This window comes from Microbispora sp. H11081, assembly GCF_012999535.1.
Taxonomy (GTDB): Bacteria; Actinomycetota; Actinomycetes; order Streptosporangiales; family Streptosporangiaceae; genus Microbispora.
This window is the reverse complement of sequence record NZ_JABBWV010000002.1, coordinates 434,179-457,365: the sequence shown is the minus strand read 5'-3', so window position 1 is coordinate 457,365 and position 23,187 is coordinate 434,179. Positions and strand designations below refer to the sequence as shown.

18 protein-coding genes are annotated in these 23,187 nt (G+C 73.3%); 8 read left to right on the top strand and 10 right to left on the bottom strand.

The window, feature by feature from the left end; translation table 11 throughout:
• The first annotated feature begins 185 nt into the window (after positions 1-185).
• Entirely contained in the window at positions 186-1,478 is a 1,293-nt protein-coding gene (gene aceA, locus HHX31_RS07160; RefSeq protein ID WP_169946292.1) for an isocitrate lyase, read from the top strand.
• A 120-nt stretch (positions 1,479-1,598) separates the two neighbouring features.
• Here the strand turns inward: aceA and HHX31_RS07155 are convergent, their stop codons facing one another.
• From HHX31_RS07155 to HHX31_RS07130, 6 genes are all read right to left on the bottom strand, one after another.
• Positions 1,599-2,411: an ABC transporter ATP-binding protein gene (locus HHX31_RS07155; protein WP_169946290.1), complete on the bottom strand. Its 813-nt coding sequence runs from the start codon at positions 2,409-2,411 to the stop codon at positions 1,599-1,601.
• Between the two features lie 45 nt (positions 2,412-2,456).
• Entirely contained in the window at positions 2,457-4,169 is a 1,713-nt protein-coding gene (locus HHX31_RS07150) for a serine/threonine-protein kinase (protein ID WP_169946288.1), read from the bottom strand.
• A gap of 227 nt (positions 4,170-4,396) precedes the next feature.
• Positions 4,397-6,937: an ABC transporter permease gene (locus HHX31_RS07145; RefSeq protein ID WP_169946286.1), complete on the bottom strand. Its 2,541-nt coding sequence runs from the start codon at positions 6,935-6,937 to the stop codon at positions 4,397-4,399.
• Positions 6,938-7,687 (bottom strand): ABC transporter ATP-binding protein, encoded by a 750-nt coding sequence (locus tag HHX31_RS07140; RefSeq protein WP_169946284.1) that lies wholly within the window; start codon positions 7,685-7,687, stop codon positions 6,938-6,940. It lies immediately after the preceding gene.
• Positions 7,688-7,929: 242 nt separating this feature from the next.
• The gene (locus HHX31_RS07135) at positions 7,930-8,577 is read right to left on the bottom strand and encodes a TetR/AcrR family transcriptional regulator (protein ID WP_169946282.1); all 648 of its coding nucleotides are present in this window, start codon (positions 8,575-8,577) and stop codon (positions 7,930-7,932) included.
• Positions 8,578-8,708: 131 nt separating this feature from the next.
• Positions 8,709-9,689 carry an alpha/beta hydrolase gene (locus HHX31_RS07130; protein WP_169946280.1) on the bottom strand — a complete coding sequence of 327 codons (981 nt, stop codon included), beginning with the start codon at positions 9,687-9,689 and terminating at the stop codon, positions 8,709-8,711.
• A gap of 306 nt (positions 9,690-9,995) precedes the next feature.
• Here HHX31_RS07130 and HHX31_RS07125 point away from each other — a divergent pair, with 306 nt between their 5' ends.
• From HHX31_RS07125 to HHX31_RS07115, 3 genes are read left to right on the top strand one after another with little or no spacing between them, the layout of a single operon-like run.
• Complete coding sequence (locus HHX31_RS07125) at positions 9,996-10,796, top strand: ABC-2 family transporter protein (protein WP_169946278.1); 801 nt, start codon at positions 9,996-9,998, stop codon at positions 10,794-10,796.
• Positions 10,797-10,802: 6 nt separating this feature from the next.
• Entirely contained in the window at positions 10,803-11,591 is a 789-nt protein-coding gene (locus tag HHX31_RS07120; protein ID WP_169946276.1) for an ABC transporter permease, read from the top strand.
• Between the two features lie 3 nt (positions 11,592-11,594).
• Positions 11,595-12,401, top strand: a complete 807-nt coding sequence (locus HHX31_RS07115) for an ATP-binding cassette domain-containing protein (RefSeq protein ID WP_169946274.1) — start codon at positions 11,595-11,597, stop codon at positions 12,399-12,401.
• Here the strand turns inward: HHX31_RS07115 and HHX31_RS07110 are convergent.
• Complete coding sequence (locus HHX31_RS07110; protein WP_169946272.1) at positions 12,325-12,801, bottom strand: hypothetical protein; 477 nt, start codon at positions 12,799-12,801, stop codon at positions 12,325-12,327. The two genes, HHX31_RS07115 and HHX31_RS07110, sit on opposite strands and share 77 nt — an antisense overlap.
• A 241-nt stretch (positions 12,802-13,042) precedes the next feature.
• On the opposite strand from HHX31_RS07110, the gene HHX31_RS07105 reads away from it, so the two are divergent.
• From HHX31_RS07105 to HHX31_RS07095, 3 genes are all read left to right on the top strand, one after another.
• The gene (locus tag HHX31_RS07105) at positions 13,043-14,461 is read left to right on the top strand and encodes an aspartate aminotransferase family protein (protein WP_169946270.1); all 1,419 of its coding nucleotides are present in this window, start codon (positions 13,043-13,045) and stop codon (positions 14,459-14,461) included.
• Positions 14,462-14,524: 63 nt separating this feature from the next.
• Positions 14,525-16,258: a GAF domain-containing protein gene (locus HHX31_RS07100; protein ID WP_169946268.1), complete on the top strand. Its 1,734-nt coding sequence runs from the start codon at positions 14,525-14,527 to the stop codon at positions 16,256-16,258.
• 142 nt (positions 16,259-16,400) lie between these two features.
• Complete coding sequence (locus HHX31_RS07095; protein WP_169946266.1) at positions 16,401-18,818, top strand: hypothetical protein; 2,418 nt, start codon at positions 16,401-16,403, stop codon at positions 18,816-18,818.
• Positions 18,819-18,847: 29 nt separating this feature from the next.
• Here the strand turns inward: HHX31_RS07095 and folP are convergent, their stop codons facing one another.
• The 3 genes from folP to HHX31_RS07080 all read right to left on the bottom strand — a co-directional run bounded on the left by folP (position 18,848) and on the right by HHX31_RS07080 (position 21,712).
• Positions 18,848-19,729: a dihydropteroate synthase gene (gene folP / locus HHX31_RS07090; RefSeq protein WP_249345680.1), complete on the bottom strand. Its 882-nt coding sequence runs from the start codon at positions 19,727-19,729 to the stop codon at positions 18,848-18,850.
• A gap of 247 nt (positions 19,730-19,976) precedes the next feature.
• Positions 19,977-20,846 (bottom strand): LysR family transcriptional regulator, encoded by an 870-nt coding sequence (locus tag HHX31_RS07085; protein WP_169946264.1) that lies wholly within the window; start codon positions 20,844-20,846, stop codon positions 19,977-19,979.
• A gap of 617 nt (positions 20,847-21,463) precedes the next feature.
• On the bottom strand, positions 21,464-21,712 hold the full coding sequence (locus HHX31_RS07080; RefSeq protein ID WP_169946262.1) for a hypothetical protein: 249 nt from the start codon (positions 21,710-21,712) through the stop codon (positions 21,464-21,466).
• Between the two features lie 171 nt (positions 21,713-21,883).
• Between HHX31_RS07080 and HHX31_RS07075 the strand changes: the two genes are divergently transcribed.
• Positions 21,884-22,963, top strand: a complete 1,080-nt coding sequence (locus HHX31_RS07075; RefSeq protein ID WP_249345678.1) for a neutral zinc metallopeptidase — start codon at positions 21,884-21,886, stop codon at positions 22,961-22,963.
• Positions 22,964-23,187: the final 224 nt, after the last annotated feature.

Sequence of the window (23,187 nt, the reverse complement as noted above, 5' to 3'; positions counted from 1 at the left end):
CGATTGGTCTAGTCCAATCGTAAAACTTCGCGTTTCTTCGCTGACTAATACCGCCCAGTCTTGCATCTCAAGGAAATTTTGTCATTCTTTCGGTAGCCGTCGGCTTGTGGGTGTCTTGATATCGACACAAACTCGGAAGCAAGCCCCAGGTGACGCCAACGTACGCAACAAGGGAGTGACCGGAGATGTCGGATCGCCTCACCGCAGCCGCTCAGCGGCTGCAGCAGGACTGGGACACCAATCCACGATGGAGCACCGTCGAGCGGACCTACACGGCCGAGGACGTCGTCCGGTTGCGCGGGTCGGTGCAGGAGGAGCACACGCTGGCCCGGCTCGGCGCGGAGCGCCTCTGGGATCTCCTGCACCACGAGGACTACGCGCACGCCCTCGGCGCGCTGACCGGCAACCAGGCGGTCCAGCAGGTGAAGGCGGGCCTCAAGGCCATCTACCTGTCGGGCTGGCAGGTGGCGGCCGACGCCAACCTCAGCGGCCACACCTACCCCGACCAGAGCCTCTACCCGGCCAACTCGGTCCCCGCCGTGGTCCGCCGGATCAACAACGCGCTGCTGCGGGCCGACCAGATCAGCTGGGCGGAGGGCGACGAGGACGCGCCGCACTGGCTGGCGCCCATCGTGGCGGACGCCGAGGCCGGCTTCGGCGGCGTGCTCAACGCGTTCGAGCTGATGAAGGCCATGATCGCGGCCGGCGCCGCCGGCGTGCACTGGGAGGACCAGCTCGCCTCGGAGAAGAAGTGCGGCCACCTCGGCGGCAAGGTGCTGATCCCCACCGGCCAGCACATCAAGACCCTGAACGCGGCCCGCCTCGCGGCCGACGTGGCGGGCGTGCCCTCACTGGTCATCGCGCGGACCGACGCCCAGGCCGCGACGCTCCTGACCAGCGACGTGGACCCCCGCGATCGCGAATTCTGCACCGGCGACCGCACCGCCGAGGGCTTCTACCGGGTCCGCAACGGCGTCGACGCCTGCATCGCCAGGGGCCTCGCCTACGCGCCGTACGCCGACCTGCTGTGGATGGAGACCTCCACGCCCGACCTCGACGTGGCGCGCGAGTTCGCCGAGGCGATCAAGCGGCGCCACCCCGAGCAGATGCTCGCCTACAACTGCTCGCCGTCGTTCAACTGGCGCAAGCACCTCGACGACGCGACGATCGCCAAGTTCCAGCGTGAACTCGGCCACATGGGGTACAAGTTCCAGTTCATCACCCTGGCCGGCTTCCACTCGCTGAACTACTCGATGTTCGACCTGGCCAGCGGCTACGCCGAGGCGGGCATGACCGCGTACGTCGGCCTCCAGGAGGCCGAGTTCGCCGCGGAGCGGCGCGGCTACACCGCCACCCGGCACCAGCGGGAGGTCGGCACCGGGTACTTCGACCTGGTCAGCACGGCCATCTCGCCCGACTCCTCCACGACGGCCCTGAAGGGCTCGACGGAGGAGGCGCAGTTCGCCGGGACGCGCTGAGCGCGGCCCGGCACGGGCCCGCGGCGCCCGTCGCCGATCCGCAGGCCACCCCCGTGGGGATCTGACGGATCGGCGGCGGGGCCGCCGTGTACGGCCGGGCACGACCCCCCGGCGCCGTGGTCAGACGCGCAGCGCGCGGGCGTACCAGCGGCCGTCCAGCGAGTCGATGCGCAGCCGCCGGCCGAAACAGTCCGACAGGTTCCCGCCGGTGAGCACCTCATCCACGGGACCCGCGGTGACGATGCGGGTGTCCCGCATCAGCAGCGCGTGCGTGGTGGTGGCGGGCACCTCCTCCAGGTGGTGCGTGACCATCACGGTCGTGAGCCCCGGGCGGGCGCGGGCCAGGTCCTCAAGCGCCTCGATCAGATCCTCCCGCGCCGGCAGGTCGAGACCCGCGAACGGCTCGTCCAGCAGCAGGATCGCCGGGTCCGCCATCAGCGCCCTGGCCACCCGGACCCGGGCCCGCTCCCCCTGCGAGCACACCTGGAACCGCCGGTCGGCGAGGTCCTTGCAGCCGAGGTCGGCCAGCAACCGGTGGGCGCGTTCCCGCTCTTCGTCGCCGTACCTGTCCCACAGCGGCGCGCTCGTCGCGGTGTGCCCGGTGAGCACGACGGTCAGCGCGGTGGCGCCCTCCTCCTCCAGCAGCGACTCGTCCACGAGCCGCTGGCTCGCCGCCACCAGGCCGATGCTCCTGCGCAGCTCCCGCAGGTCGACCTGGCCGAGCCGCCGCCCGAGCACCGTCGCCGTCCCCGAACTCGGATGGCGTACGGCCGCGGCGACCGAGAGCATCGTCGTCTTCCCCGCGCCGTTGGGGCCGAGGATCACCCAGTGCTGCCCGTGCTCCACCCGCCAGCGGGCCCCGCTCACCAGGGTCCTGCCGACCACGCGGACGGTCACGTCGTCCAGTTCGAGAGCTGCGTCCTTCGCGTTCATGAGCAGACAGCATGCTCCATGGGCGCGACCGCTCACGACCGCGTTTCAGGGAATGGACGGCGCCGGGGTGGTGATCACCCCGGGCGACTCGCTCACCGTGGGCGGGGCCGGGGTGGACGGCTGCGGCTCCCCGTCTCCCCACTGCGGCTCGGCGGTAACCCCCGTCGTCGGCACGGGGGGATGGCCCTGCCCCGGATGTCCTGGCTGTCCCGGTGGCCCGGGATTCCCCGGATTCCCGGGCTTTCCCGGCTGTCCCGTCGGGGCCGGCCGACCGGGGCGGCAGTCCCTCCCCCGCCCGGGGCCGCAGTGCCCGTCCACCGGCGGGCGCACGGTCACGTCCGGAGACGGCGGCGTGGGCACGGTGGTGCTCCGCGCGCTCTCCGGGGTCGCCGGCCCCGGCGGCGGCATGGTCCGGGTGGCCGTCACGGTCACCCTGGGCCTGGCGGCGTCCGCGATCGGCACCACCGGCGGCCGCGAGGTGCCGATCTTGTCCTCGGGCGGGATGGCCGCGTCCTCACCGGGGACGACCACACGCAGCGAGGGCGGCGGGTCCGCCGTGCTCTCCATGCGAGCCGCGCCGGTGCCCGCCGCGACCACGGTCACCGCGGCGATCGTCACGGTGGCGAGCGCCGCGAAGCCCGCGTGGGACAGTTGCGCCCCCGAGCGCGCCGCCCTGCGCCGGGCCGCCCTGCCCTGCGCGTCGCCCTCCGCCGTACCCGATGGCGTTCCCTGAGCCGCTCCCCGCGCCGGTGCGGCTGCCCCGGTCGCCCGCGCCGCGGCGGCCCGGGTGCGCGCCCCGCGTACGGCCGCCCGGCCGGGGGCGGCGCCCGACGGATGGGGCACCGGCTGCCAGATCTCGTCGAGCACGGCGGCGACCGCGCGCCGGGGGTCCGCGGTCGCGTGCACCCCGCCCTCGGCGAGCAGGAAGGCCAGCAGCCTTGCCGCGTCGGGGCGCTCGGCGGGCTCGCGCCGCAGCGCCACCGCCACGGCGTCCCACAGCGGCTTGGGCACGGCGTCGATCCTGGGCTCCTCGACCAGGATGCGCCGCGTGAGCACATCGAGGTCGCCGGCGCCGAACGGATGCCGCCCGGTCGCCGCGAACGCGACCAGGCAGCCCCAGGAGAAGACGTCCGAGGCGGGGATGGCGTGCCCGCCCCGCAGCCGCTCGGGCGCCACCCACCCGGGGCTGCCCATGATCTGCCCGGCCTGGGTGTGCGCCATCGCGACGTCGAGGTCGCGGGCTATGCCGAAGTCGATGACGAAGGGCCCGCGCGGTGACAGCAGCACGTTGCCTGGCTTGAGGTCCCGGTGGACCAGCCCCGCCTCGTGCGTGGCCACCAGCGCCGCGGCGGTGCCGAGTGCCACGCCGTACGCGAGGTCGGGTGTGAGCGGCCCCCGGGCGGCGACGACCTGGGAGAGCGCGGGCCCGGGGACGTACTCGGTGACGAGGTAGGGCCGATCGCCGTCGAAGCCGTCCTCGATGACGGCGGCCGTGCAGAACGGCACCACGCGGCGGGAGAGCGCGACCTCCTCGGCGAACCTGGCCCGCAGCGTCGGGTCGCCCAGGTGCACCGGATGCGGCGTCTTAAGTGCGGCGTATCCCCCGCCCGGATGCTCGGCCAGGTAGACCACGCCCATGCCGCCGCTGCCCAGCCGGCCGAGCAGCAGGTAGCGCCCGACGACGACCGGGTCGCCCACGGTCAGCGGGCGCACACCGGGAGGCATGCCGTTCTGGAAGGCCGATCCGCCACGTGCCATACGGACGCTACCTCTCTCGAAGTGCCGCACAGCAACTGTGGCCGGTTGGAACGCGCCACGTGTTCAACTAGCGCCAAGCGGCATGAGAGGTAAGGCCAATGGCACCAGAAGGTAAGGTCCACCCGCGATACCGCAGGTCACATATGCCTCAATAGTTCCAAACTCCACTAACTCGGGCCGGGAACCACCGTGGTTCCCGGCCCGAGCCAAGGGTCACGCCCCGGCCGTCACTCGGCGACGACGGCCCTCAGGACGTCCACCTTCGCGGCCTTGCGCGCCGGGGTGATGGCCGCGAGCACGCCCGCGGCCGCGGCGGCCACGGCGTACACCAGCGGCAGCGCCACCGGCACCTGGAGCACGGTGATCCCCTCGTCGGCCAGGGCCCGGGCCGCGGCCGTGCCGAGAGCGAGCCCCAGCACTGTCCCCAGCACGGACCCGATCGCGGCCACCAGCACCGCCTCCCAGCGGACGCAGGCGCGCACCTGCCGCCGCGTCATCCCGACCGCGCGCAGCAGGCCGAGCTCCCTGGTGCGTTCGAGCACCGACAGCGCCAGGGTGTTCACCACGCCCAGCAGCGCGATGAGCACGGCCAGGCCGAGCAGCACGTTGACCAGCCCGAGCAGCTGGTCGACGGTGGCGCTCTGGGCGGCGTTGAACTCGTCGGTGTCCTGGACCGCGACGTTCGGGTAGCCGGCCAGCGCCGCGCGCACCGACCGCTTCAGGTCGTCCGCGGGGACACCCTCGGCCGCCCTGACGAGGACCACGGCGTCGAGCCGCCCGCTGAAGTTCGCCTCGTGGGCGGCGAGCGTGACCAGGTAGCCGGCGCCGAGGAGCGTCGTGTCGGTGTAGGTGCCGGCCAGCCGCATCACCTGGTCCCCGGTCTGCGGGAACCGCAGCGTCACCTCGTCGCCGAGCCGCCAGCCGTGCGTCTTCGCCTCGTCCGCCGCCACCATGACCTCGCCGTCGGCGAGCTTCGGCAGCGAACCGGAGCTGACCCCGATGTCGGCCACCTGCTCCGCCGTACGCGGGTCCACCGCCGCCACCGAGGTGGTCTTCCCGGCGACCTGGATCCGGCCGTACCGCATCGGCGAGACGACCCCGGCCTCGGGCAGCCCGCGCAGCTCGTCCGCCGCGTCCGCGGGGATCCCGGCCGCCAACTGGCTGCTCGCCTTGAGGATGAGGTCGGCCCGGTTGGCACGTTCCATGACGTCGGCGACCGAGGCCTTCATCGAGGTCGCGACCACCGTCATGGCCACCACGACGGCGAGCCCGATCATGAGCGCGGTGGCGGTGGACGCGGTGCGGCGTGGCGCCCGTCCCGCGTTCTGCCTGGCCAGGGCCCCGGCCATGCCGAGCCGTGCGACCGGCGCGCCGAGCACGGCGACGAGCGGACGGACCAGCGCGGGAGCCAGCAGGATGAGCCCGAGGAAGGTGGCCAGCGAACCGATCGCCGCGGCGCCGCCGCGGGACGGGCCGGCCACCGCCCAGGCGAGCGCGGGCAGGCCGGCCACGAGCAGGACGCCGCCCGCGATGATCCGGCCCTTCGGCAGCGTCCTGGCGGGCGCCGCCGACTCGCGCAGCGCCGCGATGGGCGGGATGCGCGTGGCCTTCCACGCCGGCACGAGCGCCGCCGCCAGCGTCACGCCGAGCCCGACCACGAGCGCGGCGACGACCGTGCGGGGCTGGAGTTCGATCGTCGTGGTCGGCACGTCGATCCCGACCGAGGCGAGCAGGCCGCGCAGCGCGCCCGCGACGAGCAGGCCCAGGCCGAGCCCGAGCGCCGACGCCAGCAGGCCGATCGCCACCGCCTCGGTCAGCACGGAGCCGAGCAACTGCCGCCTGCGGGCGCCGATGGCGCGCAGCAGCGCGTGCTCCCGCCCTCGCTGCGCCACGAGGATCGAGAAGGTGTTCCAGATCAGGAACGCGCCGACGAGCAGCGAGACGCCCGCGAAGCCGAGGAAAGCGGTGGTGAAGAAGCCGAGACCGTCGCGGACCGCCTTGCTGGCCTCGCCGGCCACGGTCGCGCTTGTCACCGCCTCCAGGTCGGCGGGCAGTACGGCCGCGACCCTGGTCCGCAGCTCGTCGGGACTGATCCCGTCGGACGCGCGGACCGAGATCTCGTCCACCTTGCCCTCCATGCGGAGCACCGTCTGCGCGGTCCGCAGGTCGAACGCGGCGAGTGTCGCTCCGGCGAGGTTGTCGGCGTCGCCGAACCCGAGGACGCCGGCCACGGTGAACTCGGCCGGTTTGCCGGACTCGAACACGATCCGGATGCGGTCGCCCGGGGCGAAGCCGTACTTGCGGGCGGTGGCCGCGTCGATGGCCGTCTCCCCAGGCCCGGACGGCCCGCGTCCGGCCCGTGGAGCGATGGCGCCCGCGAGCCCTCTGTCCTGGGCGTAGCTGACCCCGAGGGTCGGAGCGCCACCGGGCTGGATCGGCGTGCCCGACTTGTCGAGCATGAGCGCGTAGCCGGTCAGGCCGCCCTCGGCCGCGGCGACGCCGGGCACCTTCCTGACCGTGTCCACCACGGCCTCGGGCATGGCGCGGCCCGACCCGAGGGTCGTGGTGTCGGTGAAGGCGGGCCGGCCCCGTACGGTGACGTCCGTGCCCTGCCCAAGGTCGGAGTACATCTTGTCGAAGGTGGCGGTCATCGTGTCGCCGAGGACGAACGTCCCGGTGACGAACGAGACGCCCAGGGCGATGGAGATCGCCGTGAGCACCAGCCTCAGCTTGCGTGCGGCCAGGCCCTTGAGTGCGACGCGCAGCATCTAGCCACCCAGCTTCTTCATCGCGTCGAGGATGCCGTCCGCGCCCGGCCGGATCATGTCGTCCACGATGCGGCCGTCGGCGAGGAACACCACCCGGTCCGCCCGTGCGGCGGCGAGCGGGTCGTGGGTCACCATCACGATGGTCTGGCCGAACTCGTCGGCCGCACGCCGCAGGAAGGCCAGCAGTTCGGCGCCGGAGCGCGAGTCCAGCGCTCCGGTGGGCTCGTCCGCGAAGAGGATCTCCGGCCGGGTGATCAGCGCCCTGGCCGCGGCCACCCGTTGCTGCTGCCCGCCGGACAGCTCCGCCGGCGTGTGCCGGAGGCGCCGCGCGAGCCCCACCGCGCCGACGACGGTCTCGAACCACGCCGGGTCCGCGCGCCGGCCCGCCAGGCGCAGCGGCAGCTCGATGTTCTCCGCGGCGGTCAGCGTGGGGACCAGGTTGTAGGTCTGGAAGACGAATCCGAGCCGGTCGCGCCGCAGCAGCGTCAGGTCGTTGTCGGACATCCCGGAGATCGGGGTGTCGGCGATGTAGACCTCGCCCGAGGTGAGCGTGTCCAGTCCCGCGAGGCAGTGCAGCAGGGTCGACTTGCCCGACCCCGAGGGGCCCATGATGGCCGTGAAGGCGCCCCGGGCGAACTCCACGCTGACGCCGTCGAGGGCGCGGACGGCGGAGTCGCCCTGCCCGTACAGCTTGGTCGCGTTCACCGCGCGGGCGGCCGTCGTGAGCAGGGTCGTGCTGGGGGGAGACAAAAGAGAAACTCCATCTTCCGAGCAGGCGGGATCCTCACACCTGCCATACGTACATCGTTAAGGAGAAGCCTTACGGCGCACGGAATGTTACTGGTCGGTCTCTGCCTGGTGCCACGCGGGAGGGGGTGGAAGCCACGGAAGGACCCGAGCGCGGGTGCGGGAGGCCCGGGCCCCGGGGCGAATGCGGGTGCGCGCCGGGCACCCGTGACGGCGAGCCGCGGGCCAGCCGCCCGCGGCACTGCTCAGCCGGCGGCCGGCTCCGCCGCCGCCAGGCCCGCGAGCACCAGCTCCAGGCCGAACTCGAACTCCGCCTCGGCGTCCTGCTCGCCCAGGATCGGGAAGATCTCCGCCACGTTGGGCAGGTGGCGGCCGAAGGAAGCCGTGCCGAGGGTCTGCGGCTCCTCCGCGGCCAGCGGAAGCCGCGGGGCGATGGAGTAGCCGCCGAGCTCGATGTCGAAGGCGCCCAGGGAGTAGGCGACGAGGGCGCGGTAGGCGCGGGCGGTCTTCTCCGGGGAGAAGCCGCCACGGCGGCAGGCGCGGAACGCCGCCTCGGCGACGGCCAGCGCATCGGGGGTGCGCGGCGGGAAGCGGGCGATCAGCGGGGCGGCCTTGGGGTGCGACAGCCCGACCCGGCGGATCGAGCGCATGATGATCCGCAGCGCGTCCTTCCAGCTCGCGTCCTCACCGGGCACCGTGACCTCGGCGAGGAGCAGCTGGGTGACGGCGTCCAGCACGGCGTCCTTGTCGGAGTAGTGGTGGTAGAGCGCCATCGCGGAGGAACCGCAGGCGGTGGCGAGCTTGCGCATGCTGAACGCGTCCACGCCCTCGTGGTCGACGAGGGCGAGCGCCCGCTCGGCGATGCCGCGCTCCGACAACCCGCGATGCGGCATCGAGCCCTCCCCTCGGTCACGCCAACGGCCCTCACGGCCTTCCGGGAGCCAGGGCGCAGTGGCCTTTACTGGGTCGACATCGTACAGCCCGCCCTTAACGGCGTACGCGGTAAGACGGAAAGGGGATCGGGTCAGGCGGCCTCGACGCCCGGGGTGGCCCGGTGGACGTCGACGGCGTCGGTGAAGCGCGCGACATGTTCGAAGAAGAGGCGGCCCTCGGGGAGGACGTCGGCGAGGAGGGGGAAGATGTGCGGCATGCGGTTCCACTCCTCGTAGGTCACCTGCACGCCGTTCTCCCTGGCGCTGACGGCGACGTGGCGGGCCTCGTCGCGCAGGACCTCGGTGGAGCCGGTGACGATCATCAGCGGGGGGATGCCGGTGTAGTCGCCGTACACGGGGGACACGAGGGGGTCGTGCGGGTCGAGGCCGTCGGTCCAGCGGCGGGCGAGCCAGTCGACGCGGCCGGCGGGGAGCATGGGGTCCGCCCAGACGTTGGCGCGGCGGCGGCTGGAGCTGAGGTCGGCCCACGGGGACAGGCAGATCCCGGCGGCGGGGAGTGGCAGGCCGCGGTCGCGCAGGGACAGCAGCGTGGCCAGGGTGAGGTGGCCTCCGGCGGAGTCCCCGGCCAGCACGATGTCCCGGGAGTCGTACCCGAGGCCGAGCAGCCGCTCGTACGCCTGGAGCGCGTCCGTCAGCGACTCCGCGAGGGAGTGGACCGGCCCCTGGCGGTAGTCGAGCGAGAAGACGGGGCGGCGGGTGGCGGCCGACAGCCGCCACGTGATCGGCCGGTGGGTGGCCGGGGAGCAGACGAAGTAGGCGCCGCCGTGGAAGTAGAGCACCACCTTGCCCTCGTCCAGGCCGGGCCCGCCGTGCACCCATTCTCCCGTGCACGAGCCGACACCGTCTGGAACGATGGACACGTGCTTGGGGAGCATGCCGGGGACCCGCTCGCCGAGGCACATGAGGCGGCTGGCCACGGCCATCCCGGCGGTGTTGCGCACGAGAATGGTGGAGATCGGCTTCATGGTGCCCCGCAGGACTCCGTTGATCGCGGCGGCCTGCCAGCTGACCGGATATTCCGGACGAACATCTACATTCAGCTTATGCTCCATGCAAGCCTCCCAAAAGGGACATTCCCCATTAGGTCAACCGTTCTACCTGCTGGGATGTTTCACTCCCCTTACAGGCGTGTTACGAGAAGGTAACGTCTGCAGGTCATGGAGCACCGCCGGAGGTCATTCGGCGGCTCCGCTGCCCTGGGCGTCTCCTGTCAAGCCCTATTTCGGCGCGGTGCCGGTAAACGCTGCGCAAAGAATCCGTATAAATGACCATAAGAAAGGCGGCGGGGGCCCTGCGGACACCGGCGTACGGGCGGTGACCGGGACGGAGCCGCGCCGCGTGCGCCGCCCCGCCCGCCGATGAGCCCCGGCCACGGCGCGGCCGTCTCCCTTTACCCGCTCCTGGCGTGGTACGGCTTCCGCAGGCACGCCACCTACTGGACCGCCGCGCTGGCCGGGGCGTTCACGAACACCGTCTTCGGGGTGCTGCGCGCGTACGTGCTGATCGCGCTGTGGCAGGCGAGGCCGGGCCTCGGCGGGTACGACGTCGCGGCGGCGGTGACCTTCACGTTCCTCACCCAGGCGTTCATCGGGCCCATGCAACTGTTCGGCGGCGGCCTCGACCTGCCCCAGCGCATCCGCAGCGGCGACGTGGCGCTCGACCTGGTCCGCCCCGCGCCCCTGCAGGCGTGGTGCCTGTCGGAGGACCTGGGCCGGGCGGCGTACCTGTTCGCCGTCCGCGGCCTCCCGCCGGCCCTCGTGGGCGCGCTGCTGTTCGGCCTCGCCGCCCCGCGCGCGCCGGCCGCCTTCCTCGCGAGCGTCGTCCTGGGCGTGGTCGTGAGCTTCGGGTGGCGCTACATCGTCGCGCTGGCGACGTGCTGGGTCATGGACGACCGGGGCCTCGCGACGCTGTCGATGGTGCTGACCACGTTCTTCAGCGGGCTCATGCTGCCTCTGGCGATCTTCCCGGGGTGGTTCGGCGACCTCGCCCGCGCGCTGCCGTGGTCGGCGATGGCGCAGGTGCCGGCCGACGTCTACCTCGGCACGGCCGAGCCCGGCGGAGCCCTCGCCTTCCAGGCCGGGTGGGCCGCCGTGCTGATCGCCCTGGGCGCGCTCATGACCGGCGCGGCCCGCAGGAAGGTCGTGATCCAGGGTGGGTGAGCGGACGTGATCAGGACGTACGCGCTGCTCGCCTGGACCTGGACGCGGGCCGCGGCGCAGTACCGGCTCTCGTTCACGCTGGTCACGCTGGGCGCCTTCGTCGTCGGCGGCCTCGACATCGCGGTGATCTGGGTGATCTTCGCGAACACCGACACCCTGGCCGGGTTCGCCCTGTCCGAGGTCATGCTCCTGTACGGCGCGTCGCAACTGGCCTTCGCGCTCGCCGACCTGCTGTTCGGCAACGTCGACAGGATCAGCCAGCACATCAGGGCGGGCACCCTCGACGTCATGCTGATCCGGCCGGCTTCGCCCTTCGCGCAGGTGGCGGCCGACCGCTTCAGCCCGCACCGGATCGGCAGGGCCGCCCAGGCCGCCGTGGTGCTGGGCGTGGCCCTGGCCCGGCTGGAGATCCCCCTCGGCCGCGTCTGGATGGTGCCCGTCATGGTGGCGTCGGGGGCGGTGATCTTCACGGCGCTGTTCACGCTGGGCGGCGCGCTGCAGTTCCTGCTCACCGACGCCCCCGAGGTCGCCAACGCGTTCACCTACGGCGGGGCGATGCTCAACCAGTATCCGCTGAGCGTCTACGACGCCCGCATCGTCCGGGGGCTGACCTTCGTGCTGCCCCTGGCGTTCGTGAACTGGCAGCCGGGCCTGTACGTGCTCGGCCGGCCCGACCCGCTCGGGCTGCCGTCCTGGACGGGCCTGCTGTCCCCCGCCGTCGCGCTCGCGCTGGCCGCCGTCGCCGCGCTGGCCTGGCGGGCGGGGATCCGCCGCTACCGATCGACGGGGAGCTGAACAGTGATCGAGGCAGACGGGGTCGGCAGGACCTTCACGGTCCGCCGCCAGGTCGTGCACGCCGTACGGGACCTGTCCTTCCGCGTCGCGGCCGGGGAGTTCGCCGCCTGCCTCGGCCCGAACGGCGCGGGCAAGTCCACCACGATCAAGATGCTGACCGGGATCCTCACGCCCACGTCTGGCCGGGTCACCGTGGCCGGTCTCGACCCCTCACGGCGACGTACGGCTCTCGCCCGCAGGATCGGCGTGGTCTTCGGCCAGCGGACGACGCTGTGGTGGGACCTGCCGCTGCGGGACAGCCTGGAACTGGTCCGGCTCCTTTACAAAGTAGATCGCAAGGTGTTCCGCGAGCGGCTGGACGAGATGGCCGACCTGCTCGACCTGGGCGGCTTCCTGCGGACGCCGGTGCGCCAGCTCAGCCTCGGGCAGCGGATGCGGGGCGACATCACCGCCGCCCTGCTGCACGACCCCGCCGTGCTGGTGCTCGACGAGCCGACGATCGGGCTCGACGTCGTCAGCAAGGCGGAGGTGCGCGACTTCCTGCGGCGGCTCAACGCCGAACGCGGCACGACCGTGCTGCTGACCACCCACGACCTGGGCGACGTCGAGCGGCTGTGCCGCCGGGTGCTGCTGATCGACCACGGCCGGCTCGCCTTCGACGGGACGGTGGACGACCTGCGCGCGACGGCGCCGGGACGGGCGTCGATCGAGGACGTGGTGGCCGACCTGTATCTCAGAAGCCGAGGGACTCCTCGTACTCCTCATCCTGCTCCTCTTCCCGCTCGCGACCTGCCCAGCGAGACGGCATGAGCACCGGGAGGAACAACGCGACGCCGAGCAGGCCGTACACGCCGGTGGACAGCAGCGTGAGCATGCCGCGGCCGGCCTGCAGCAGTTCGGCCTCCACCGACGGCCCGGTGGGCACGAGGCTCGCGGCGCGCGACACGTCGAGCACGTAGACCACGGTCCAGGCCAGCAGGGCCATCGACGGGACGAACGCCGCCAGCGGGGACACCCTGCCGACCAGCACCAGCCCGAGCAGCAGCCCCGCGACGGCCATCACGCCGAGGGCGATCAGCATGCGGGTGTCGTTGGCGGGGTCGACGCTCTGGGCCGCTCCCCGGACCGCCTCCTGTGACGCCCATCCACCACCGAGGAGAAGAGCCGCCGCGACGACAACGCCCACGAGCAGCCCGAAGAAGTGCCGCATGCACACCGCCTTGGGTGAGAGGTCCGGCGCAACACTAGCGACAAAGAACGGCAAAAAGCAGCACTTACGCCATACATGATCGGCGGCATCGTCCGGCGCCGTCGCGCCCGGCTTCCGCCCGCCCCTCACGCCGGTCACCGGCGCGCGGGCCCACGGCCACCGGCGGTACGGTCCACCTGGAGGACGCCTCCCCCGGACCGCGCGCCGTCGTCCGGATCCCCCTGGCACGTTGAGGAGTTCCATGCTTCCCGACCACGGCATGCCCGTCGCCGAACTGCTCGCCGAGCTGACCGCGCTGAAGGCCGCCGACCTTCCGGTCCGCGGCGGCAAGGTGACGGCCTACGTCTACGACACCGGCCTGCCGGAGGTGCACGAGGCAGCGCATCGGGCGTACGCGGAGATGCTCGAGGTCAACATGCTCGACCCGACGGCCTTCCCCAGCATGGTCGCGCTCGAGCGGCAGGTCGTCGGGGCGGTCGCCGAGCTGCTCGGGCGTCCCGGCGCGCCGGGCATCTTCACCGGCGGCGGCACCGAGTCGATCATGCTGGCGGTGAAGGCCGCCCGCGACGCCCGCCCCGGCGCCACCCGGATCGTGCTCCCTGTCACCGCGCACCCGGCGTTCCACAAGGCCGCGCACTACCTCGGCATGGAGATCGTGCCGGTCCCGGTGGACCTCGCCACCTACCGCGCCGTCGTCCCGGCGTTCGAGGACGCCCTGGACGAGCGGACCGCGCTGGCGGTCGTCTCCGCGCCGTCCTACCCGCAGGGCGTCGTCGACCCGGTCGAGGAGGTCGCCGCGCTCGCCGCCGCCCGCGGCGTGCCGTGCCACGTGGACGCCTGCGTCGGCGGCTGGCTGCTGCCGTGGCTGCGCGCGGCGGGCGCCACGGTCCCGCCCTTCGACCTGAGCGTGCCCGGCGTCACCTCGATCTCCTGCGACCTGCACAAGTTCGGGTACGCGCCGAAGGGGGCGTCGGTGCTGCTGTTCCGCGACGCGGAACTGCGCCGCAGGGCCTACTTCGCCTCGGCGGCCTGGCCCGGCTACACGATCGTCAACGCCACCGCGCAGAGCTCCCGGTCGGCCGGCCCGCTCGGCGGCGCCTGGGCGACCCTGCGGGCCCTCGGCCGGGAGGGCTACCTGGAGCTCGGCCGCAGGACGCTGGAGGCGACCAGGCGGCTGGTGGAGGGCGTGCGCGAGATCCCCGGCCTGCGGGTGCTGGGCGAGCCGGAGGCCGCGCTGGTCGCCATCGCGGGCTCCCCCGAGGTGGACGTCTTCGTGCTCGCCGACGAGGCGCGCAGGCTCGGCTGGTTCCTCCAGCCGCAGCTGTCGTACGCCGGGATCCCGGCCAACATCCACGTGACGGTCACCGGCGTGACGCTGGCGGGGGTCGGCGCGATGCTGGAGGTGATCGCGGAGGCGTCCGAGGCGGCGCGGAAGAGAGGGCTGGCCGAGGTGCCCGACGGCCTGCCCGAGCTCATCGCGTCCCTCGACCTCGACGCGCTGGACGACGCCACGTTCGCCGAGCTCGCCGCGTCGGTGGGGATCGACCTCGCCGGCGCCGGCCAGTCCGGGATGGCGGTCGTGAACGCCGTGCTCGACGCGCTGCCCGCCGCGTCCCGCGAGGCGGTCCTCGTCCGGTTCCTCTCCGTCCTGTACGCCTGAGTCGCCTCTCACGGGGGGACGCCCACTGGGCACCCGCCCTCCGGCGATGCCAGACTTCGCGTCATGAGGGAGAACGAGCAGGGGCCGCTGTTTCCCGGCATGCGGCTGGATGATCTGCTGGCCGAGTTGCAGTCGCGTCTCGAAGCGGTGCTGGCCACGCGCGACCGGGTGCACGCGCTGCTGGAGGCGGTCGTGTCGATCGGCAGCGACCTCGACCTGGAGGTCGTGCTGCGCCGGATCGTGGGGACCGCGACGACGCTGGTGGACGCGACCTACGGGGCGATGGGCGTGATCGGGGAGGACAACACCCTCATCCAGTTCGTCCCCGTTGGGCTCAGCGAGGAGGAGATCGCCAGGATCGAGCACTGGCCGCACGGGCTGGGCCTGCTCGGCCTGCTGATCAAGGAGCCGCAGACGCTGCGGCTGTCGCACATCTCCACCCACCCGGAGTCCTACGGATTCCCCCCGGGGCATCCCCCCATGGGCAGCTTCCTCGGGGTGCCGATCCGGGTGCGCGACGAGGTGTTCGGCAACCTGTACCTGACCGAGAAACGCGGCGGCGGCGACTTCGACGAAGACGACGAGGCGATCGTCGTGGCCCTGGCCACCGCCGCGGGCGTCGCGATCGAGAACGCCCGGTTGTACGAGGACAGCCGGCGGCGGGAGACCTGGTTGCAGGCCTCGTCCGACATCACGACCCGGCTGCTGTCCGGGGGCGAGCCGCAGGACGTCCTGACGCTCATCGCGCGGCGGGCGCGGGAGATGGCAGACGCCGACACCACGGCGATCCTGCTGCCCGGCCCAGGCCGCGAAACCCTGCGCGTGGCCCTGCGGGACACCGCCCCCGCCGACACCACCGGCGACGGCGCCGCCCCCGGCGAGAGCGCCCCCGGCGAGGGGCAGGTGCCGGTGGAGGGTTCGCTGGCGGGCCGCGCGTTCCTCAGCGGCGAGCCGCAGGCGCTGGACGACCCGGGCGGCGAGGTGTGGCCGGCCGGTTCCGAGAGTCCTGACGCGGGACCGGTGGCCGTGGTGCCGCTGGGCGCGCCGGGGGCGGTGCACGGGGTGCTCGCCCTGGTCAAGCGGCCGGGGCGGATGCCGTTCAGCCAGTCGCAGCTGCGGATGCTGCACGCCTTCGCCGGGCAGGCGGCCATCGCGCTCGAACTGGCCGAGGCCCGCCGCGACGCCGAACGGCTCGGACTGCTGGAAGACCGCGACCGGATCGCCAAGGACCTGCACGATGTGGTCATCCAGCGGCTGTTCGCCGTGGCGATGACGTTGATGAGCGCGGTGCGCCTGGTCGAGCGGCCCGAGGCGTCCTCGCGGCTGCAGACCGCCATCGACGAACTCGACACCACGATCCGCCAGATCCGCTCGACGATCTTCGCTCTGCAGACCCCCCGGGAGCACAGCGCGCCCAGCCTGCGGGCCCAGGTCGTCGATCTGGTCGAGGGCGCCCGCGGTCATCTGGGCTTCATGCCGGGTCTGAGCCTGGAGGGCCGGCTCGACAACGACGTGCCCGCCGAGATCGCCGGGCATCTGCTCGCGGTGCTGCGCGAGGCGCTGTCGAACCTGGTGCGGCACGCCAAGGCCGGCCGCGCGGACGTCACCGTCCGCGCCGCCGGCGGGCGGCTGACACTCCTGGTCGTCGACGACGGCGTCGGCATCCCCGCCCAGGGCCGCCGCAGCGGCCTGCGCAACCTCGCGGAACGCGCCGAGCAACTCGGCGGCGCCTGCACCGTCACCTCCCCGGAGACCGGCGGCACCCACCTCGAATGGAGCGTCCCCCTGCCCGGTTGAGATCGCCCCGCCCGCGCCGTACGCGGAAGGGGCGACGGGCCTCCGCACGCCGGGACCTCCGGCCGGCGGTCCTGCCCGTCCGCCTCTGCCCGCGACGGCCTCACGGGCAGGACGCTGGAGGCCCCGGCGAGAGGAAGGGGCGATGCGCGCCTCGGTGGCCCGCCCGGAGCCGAACCCGCTGTTCGAGGACCCGGCGTTGTTCGACATGTACATGACCGCGCTGGATCGGGTGATGGCGCGGCCGGAGATCAGGAGCGCGCTGACGGACCTCCGCCTGCCCGGGAGCGAGGTGCGGTCGCGGCTGCTGACCGGCGCGCACCGGGTGCTGAGCCTCGCGCCGGACGAGTACGCCGCCTACCTGGCCGAGCTGTCCAGGCGTGCCCGCCCCGGCCTCGGCGACCTCCCCGGTCCTGATCGGCAGCCCGAGCAGGCCGCACGGACCCGGCTCGGCCTCGGGCTCACCGGCGCGGGCGCCCTCATGCTCGCGTTCGGCGCCGTCACCTGGTGGTGGGACTGGTCCTGGATCGGGTTCTGGGCGGGGGGCACGACGATGGCGGCGGCCGCCGCGACCCGCCTGCTGTCCGGGCCGCGTACCAGGCTCGTCGCCGGGCACACGGTCCTGCGCCCGGGACTCGTCCCCGACCGTCACTCGGCGCTGGCGCTCGCGCGCGACCGCCTGATCGTGGCGGTGAGCCGGGTCGAACTCCTCGCCCAGGTGCGGACCATCCTCAACACGATGCGGGAGAACCGCTTCGACCACGCCTTCTCGGTGAGCCGCAGCCCCGGCCTGAGCGAGGTGTACGACAGCGCGTACAACGTGGACACCCGGACCATCGGCGAGGTCGACGCGCTGATCAGGAGCGTCGCGGGGATCAGCCTCGGCATCGCCGGTCCCCGGGGGTCCGGCAAGTCCACGATCGTGCGGCGCTACTGCTCCCCCGGGCCGCCCCCGGCCTCCCCGGGCGCTCCTCCGGGCGCTCCTCCGGGCGCTCCTCCGGGCGTTCCTCCGGGCGTTCCTGCGGGCGCGACGCGCGGTGACCTGCGCTGCATGGTGTCCGCGCCCGTCGACTACGCGGCCCGCGACTTCGTGCTCCACCTGTTCGCCACGTTCTGCCGGGCCGTGGTCGCCCGTTACGCCGATCACCGGCGCGCGGGCCTCACGGCGCAGGGCCCGCGTCTCCGCGGGCTCAGGCGCGTCGTGGCCGAGCAGGCCGGGACCGCCGCCGCCCGTCGCGCTCTCGTCGTCCTTGGCCTCCTGCTCGTGGCGGCCAAGCCGGTCTCCGTCGTCCTGGGAGTGCCGATGGTGTGGATCGTCGCGCCGGCGGCGGCCGTCGCGCTGTCCGGGCCGGCGCGCCAGGTGAAGCGGTGGAGCGGCCTGGTCGCACGGCGGCGCGCGGCCCGGCGGGCCCGGGCGGGCATCGTGGCCGCGGCCAGACACAACCTGCTCAGAGTCCGGTTCCTGCAGTCGCGCGACCTCGGGTGGTCGGGCGGGATCGCGCTCGTCCCCGGGTTCGAGGGCCGGATGGCCCGGAGCGTCACCCACGCGGAACAGCCGCTCGGCTATCCGGAGGTCGTGGAGCGGTTCCGGTGCTTCGCCGACCGGGTCGCCGTGTTCGCGCACGCCCGAGGGGAGAACGTGTTCGTCGGCGTGGACGAACTCGACAAGATCGGGTCCGCCGACCAGGCCGCACGCTTCCTCAACGAGATCAAGGGCATATTCGGCATCCCCCACGTCTACTTCATGATCTCGGTGTCCGACGACGCCCTCATGGCGTTCGAACGGCGAGGCATCCCGGCGAGGGACGCCTTCGACAGCTCCTTCGACGAGATCGCGCGCGTGGGGCTGCTCGACTACGCGGAGAGCCGCAGGCTCCTCTACCGCCGGGTGATCGGGCTGAGCGAGCCGTACGTCGCTCTGTGCCACGTGTTGTCCGGAGGACTGGCCCGCGACCTGATCCGGTCGGCGCGCCGGTTGGTGCGCGCCGGCGCCTCCCTGACGGCGGCAGGCCCCGGCGGGGAGGCGGCCGAGGTCGTCATGGAGGCCGACCGGTATGTGCTCGCGATGGAGGACGTCGCCGGTCAAGGGACGGGCGTCGCGCCGCCCTCGCTCGGCGACCTGTGCTCCGCGCTGGTGCGGGACGAACTGACCCGCAAGGCCAGGGCCATCGGCCACGCGCTCAGGGACGCCCGCCCCGGCGGGGGCGGAGACCTGGAGGAGATCCTCTACGACATCGGGTACGCGGGAGGCGCCGCCAGGCCGCCGATGGAGATCGTCGACGCCGTGCTCGACGGCGGGCGGGACGAGTCCGCGCAGGTGGCCCGTCTTCGCCTCTGCTTCGCCGCCTACGCCTACTTCTGCTCGGCCCTGCAGGACGTGTTCCGCGATTCTCTGGGCCCCGACCGCATGCGCGAGTGCGCCGACGACGGGAAGGGGCCCGGCGGCTTCGACGCGCTCGCGAGCGCGCGGCACGCGTTCGCGATCGACCCCCGCATCGCGTGGGCCAGGGTGACCGGCTGCCGACGGGCGTGGAACCTCGAAGTGCGGGAGCTTCCCGGCTGACCATAAATAGGGCTGGCGGCGGACACCGCTCAGACCGGCGCGCCGCCGAGGCGGGAGACCACGGCGAGAGCCGTACGGGCGCTCGCCGCGTCGTGCACGCGGAACACCCGCGCGCCCTGCAGCGCGGAGACGGTGAGCGTGGCCAGCGTGCCCGCGTGGCGCTCGGACACGGGCAGGCCGCCCAGGGTCTCCCCGACGAAGTCCTTGTTGGAGACGGCCACCAGCACCGGCCACCCCGTGGCCGTCAGCTCGCCGAGCCGCCTGCCGATCTCCAGCGAGTGCCAGGTGTTCTTGCCGAAGTCGTGGGCCGGGTCGATCATGATCGCGTCGCGGCGGACGCCCGCGGCGACGGCGCGCTCCGCGAGGTCCGTCGTGTAGGCGATCACGTCGGCCACCACGTCCGCGTACGCGACGCGGTGGGGCCGGGTGCGCGGCTCCACCCGCCCGGCGTGCGCGCACACCAGGCCGATGCCGTACGCCGCGGCGACCTCCGCGAGCTCGGGGTCCACGCCGCCCCAGGTGTCGTTGAGCAGGTCGGCCCCGGCCTCCGCGACGACCTTGGCGACCTCCGACCGCCAGGTGTCGACACTGATGATCACGTCGGGGTGCCGTTCGCGCACCGCGGCGACGACCTCGGCCACGCGGCGGATCTCCTCGGCCGGGTCGACCTCGGCGCCGGGACCGGCCTTCACGCCGCCGATGTCCACGATGTCCGCCCCTTCCTCCACCAGGCGGGAGGCGGCGTCCACCGCGGCGGAGAAGGCGTAGGTCGATCCCCGGTCATAGAAGGAGTCGGGGGTCCGGTTGACCACGGCCATGACCGCGAAGTCGCCGGGGCCGAAGGCACGGCCGCGCAGGCGCAGGACGGACGGAGGGCCGGGCGCCTCGGCGGGCATCGGCGTAGTGGACATCGCCCGCCAGCGTACTAGAGCGCGGTCGAGGCGGGCCGGGCAACGGTCCGGTCATCCCGCCGCCGTGACCACCGCTGCCCCTCCGGCCCGGACCGGCGTCCAGACCCGTGCCCGGCGCCCTGGCGGCGGCGACGCGGCGCATGCCAACCTGGGCGCACAGGGCCGCGAGCGGCGCGGCGACGCCGCCGACACGCTCCATGGGAGGCGCCGGGCGTGGGGTGGAACGGTCCAATTCCAGGGCATGCGATTACGCCGCGGAGCCGCCCTCAGCCAAGGCCACGAAGTCCTGCGCCATCGCGGGCAGCCGCCGCCGGGCGTGCACGACCGCGATGACCTTCCGGAGGGAGGGATCGAGCGATCGGACGACCAGACCGGCCCTGGCCGCCTGCTCGGCCATGCTCCGGTACCACAGCAGCGAGACCCGCCCCTCCCGTACGGCCCGCAGCCAGCCCCGGCGCTCGTCGGACTCGATGGCGGGGATCGGGCGGACGCCGTACGTGACGAAGATGTGGTCGAACTCCCTGCGGCGCGGGCTTCCGGCGGCGGGCAGGACCAGCCGCATGCCGTTCAGCCGGGCCACCGGGACGGGGTCGGGCAGGTCCAGGCCGGGAGGAGAGATCAGCACGATCTCCTGGCGTTCGAGCGGATGGCTCACCAGGTCGGTGGGCACGGGGAGATCGGTCAGGCCGAGATCGGCGCGCTGCTCACGGAGCGCGCTGACCACGCCCTCGCGGCCCTCGCACCGCACGATGTGCACCCGGATGCCGGGATGCTCGGCGGCGTAGGCGGGCAGCAGGCGCCCGGCGAGACCGGGCTCCAGGCTCGGTGTGGAGGCGATCCGCAGTTCGGCGCCGGACGAGTTGCCCTGCGTCGCGAGGGCCTCGATCTCGGCCACCGCGTCGAGGGCCTCGCGGGCCAGCTTCACGACCCGGCGTCCCTGGGCCGTCACGACGACCCCGCGACCCGAGCGCGCGAACAGCGTCATCCCGAGTTCGCGTTCGAGGTCGCGTATCGCGCGGGACAGGGCGGGCTGCGCGATATAGAGCGATCTGGCGGCATCGGTCATGGTGCGGTGCTCCGCAGTGGCGACCACGTAACGGAGCTGCTGCAGATTCATGCGAAAAACGCTAGGGCAGACGAGCCCGGCGATTCCGGAACATCGCAGAGATCACGCCGGTCGATTACCCATCGTGCCCGACATCTGCAACATCCGTGATGGATGAGATTTCAGTATCCTTCTGCCCCAAATCCATAAAAGGGGGCAAAGTCGTGGCGCAGCAGCACCCTCCCGAGGATCCGCACGGGGGGAGTCATCCCTATTCCGGGCCGCCGTTCCCACCGCCGCCCGAGGCCGCGGACAGGACGCCGGACAGGACGCCGGACGGGACGCCCGACGGAAGGCGGCCCCCCGGCGCGACGCCCGGACCCTACGGCCCGCCCGCCTGGGGCGGCCAGGAGGGCGGCGTGGCGCAGCCGGGGCCCGGAGCGTGGAACGGGCCGTCAGGATGGCCTTCCCCGCCCGCCGAGCAGCCCGCCGAGCCGCCCGTCGAGCAGCCCGGCGCTGCCTCCTACCCACCGCCTCCGCCGCGGAACGCCCCCGCCCCGGGCCCGGCGCAGCAGCGGCCCGCGGGGCCGCCCCAGGGCGGCGCGCAGCCGTACCCGCGGACGCAGCCGTACCCACCGGCGCAGGGGTGGCCGGGCGCGACCGGTGAAGGCCCGTACGCACAGGGGCACTCACAGGGGCAGGCACAGGGGCAGGCACAGCCTCCCGGCGCCTACCCGCCGCCTCCCGCCGCGCCTGCCGGTCCCGCGTACGGGCCTTATGGAGCGGCGGGCCATCCGGGCGGCCATCCGGGCGGCCAGGCGTACGCGCCGGGCGGGCCGGGCGCCCACCCGTATCCGCAGGACGGCGGGCTCCATGCCCCGCCGAGGAACCAGGCCGCCCAGGCCCCGCCGCAGCCCCTCCCACAGTCCCCCGCGCATTCCTCACCGCATGCCCCACCGCCCCCGGCGGCTCCGCCCTGGGGGGCGCCCCCGCAGGGGACACCGCCCATGCCGCAGGGCGCGCCGTTCGCGCCCGCGCCGCCGCAGGGGCCCGGCATGCCCCAGGGACCCGGCATGCCCCAGGGACCCGGCATGCCGCAAGGACCCCTGATGCCACCGCAGGGGCCGGGGACGCCTCCGCAGGGGCCGGGATGGGCGCCGCAGCCTCCGCCTCCCCCGCGCGGGCCGGCCGCGCCCTACCCGCCGCCCGCCTGGCGCCCGCCCCGCCGCAAGTCCGGCGCCGGAGCGGTCATCGGCGCGCTCGTCGGCGTGCTCGCGGTCGCCTTCGTTCTCGTCGTCGTCGTGAGCGCGCTGGCCAACCTGCCGGACCGTGACGAGACGGTCTCGGCCCGCGCGCTCCCGACCCTCACCTTCTCGCCGTTCCCGTCGCGGGACGGCACCCGGGAAACGGAGCCGGCCCGCGAACCCACCTCGCGGCCCACCTCACAGCCCACGACGCGACCGACTCCGGTGCTCAACCGCACGACGAAGAACAACAGCCTCTACCGGGCCGGGGCGCTGGCGAAGCCGAACTGCCGGGCCGCGAACTCCAACATCTACAACCACGCCCAGCTCAAGGCGCTGATCCTCAAGACCGGGACGTGCATGGGCAAGGCGTGGGCTCCGGCCCTGCAGCGGGTCGGGATCGATTGGAGCCCGCCGAATTACATGATCGCGGCCCGCAAGGGCAGGGGGGCCTGCGGCGACTATCCCTCCCCCGGCAGCAACGTCCCGTACTACTGCCCGAGAAACAGCACGATCTACGCCTCCACCTCGGCGATGGCCAAGGAGTACGGCCCGCTCGGGTCGTGGAACGGGATCATCATCAGCATGATGGCCCACGAGTACGGCCATCACATCCAGAGCGTCTCGGGCATCTCCGACTCCTGGTGGCGGCAGACGCTCGACTCCACCTCGCGCAGCGGACGGCTCGCCCTGACCCGGCGGCACGAACTGCAGGCGACGTGCTTCGGCGCCATGTTCATGCGCTCGGTCTCGGCCTCGTACCCGATCGACGCCACCCGGCGCAACACCCTCCTGTGGGCGTACAGCCACCTGGGCGATCCGCCGGGAGGGACGCGCGACCACGGGAGCACGCGCAGCAACGCCGCGTGGTTCCGCCAGGGCTACACCCGCCCGGCCACCCACCAGTGCAACACCTGGGTCGTCGGGTCCGCGTCCGTGTCGTGATCAGCGGCCGAGAACTGCGTCTACCTTGTCCGGATATGGGGGTTAGAATCCCTAGCCACAGCTTGGAGGAGAGAGCGGTGAACCATGCGAGACGGGGGTCCCGCTGACGACACCGGAGGTCCCCGCGAAGGCCGGCGCCCAAGCCGGCCGGGCGGGAGCCCCAGTCAGCCTGGCGGAAACGCAGCTCAGCCCGGCGGGGGCCCGACTCAGCCTGGTCAGCCCGG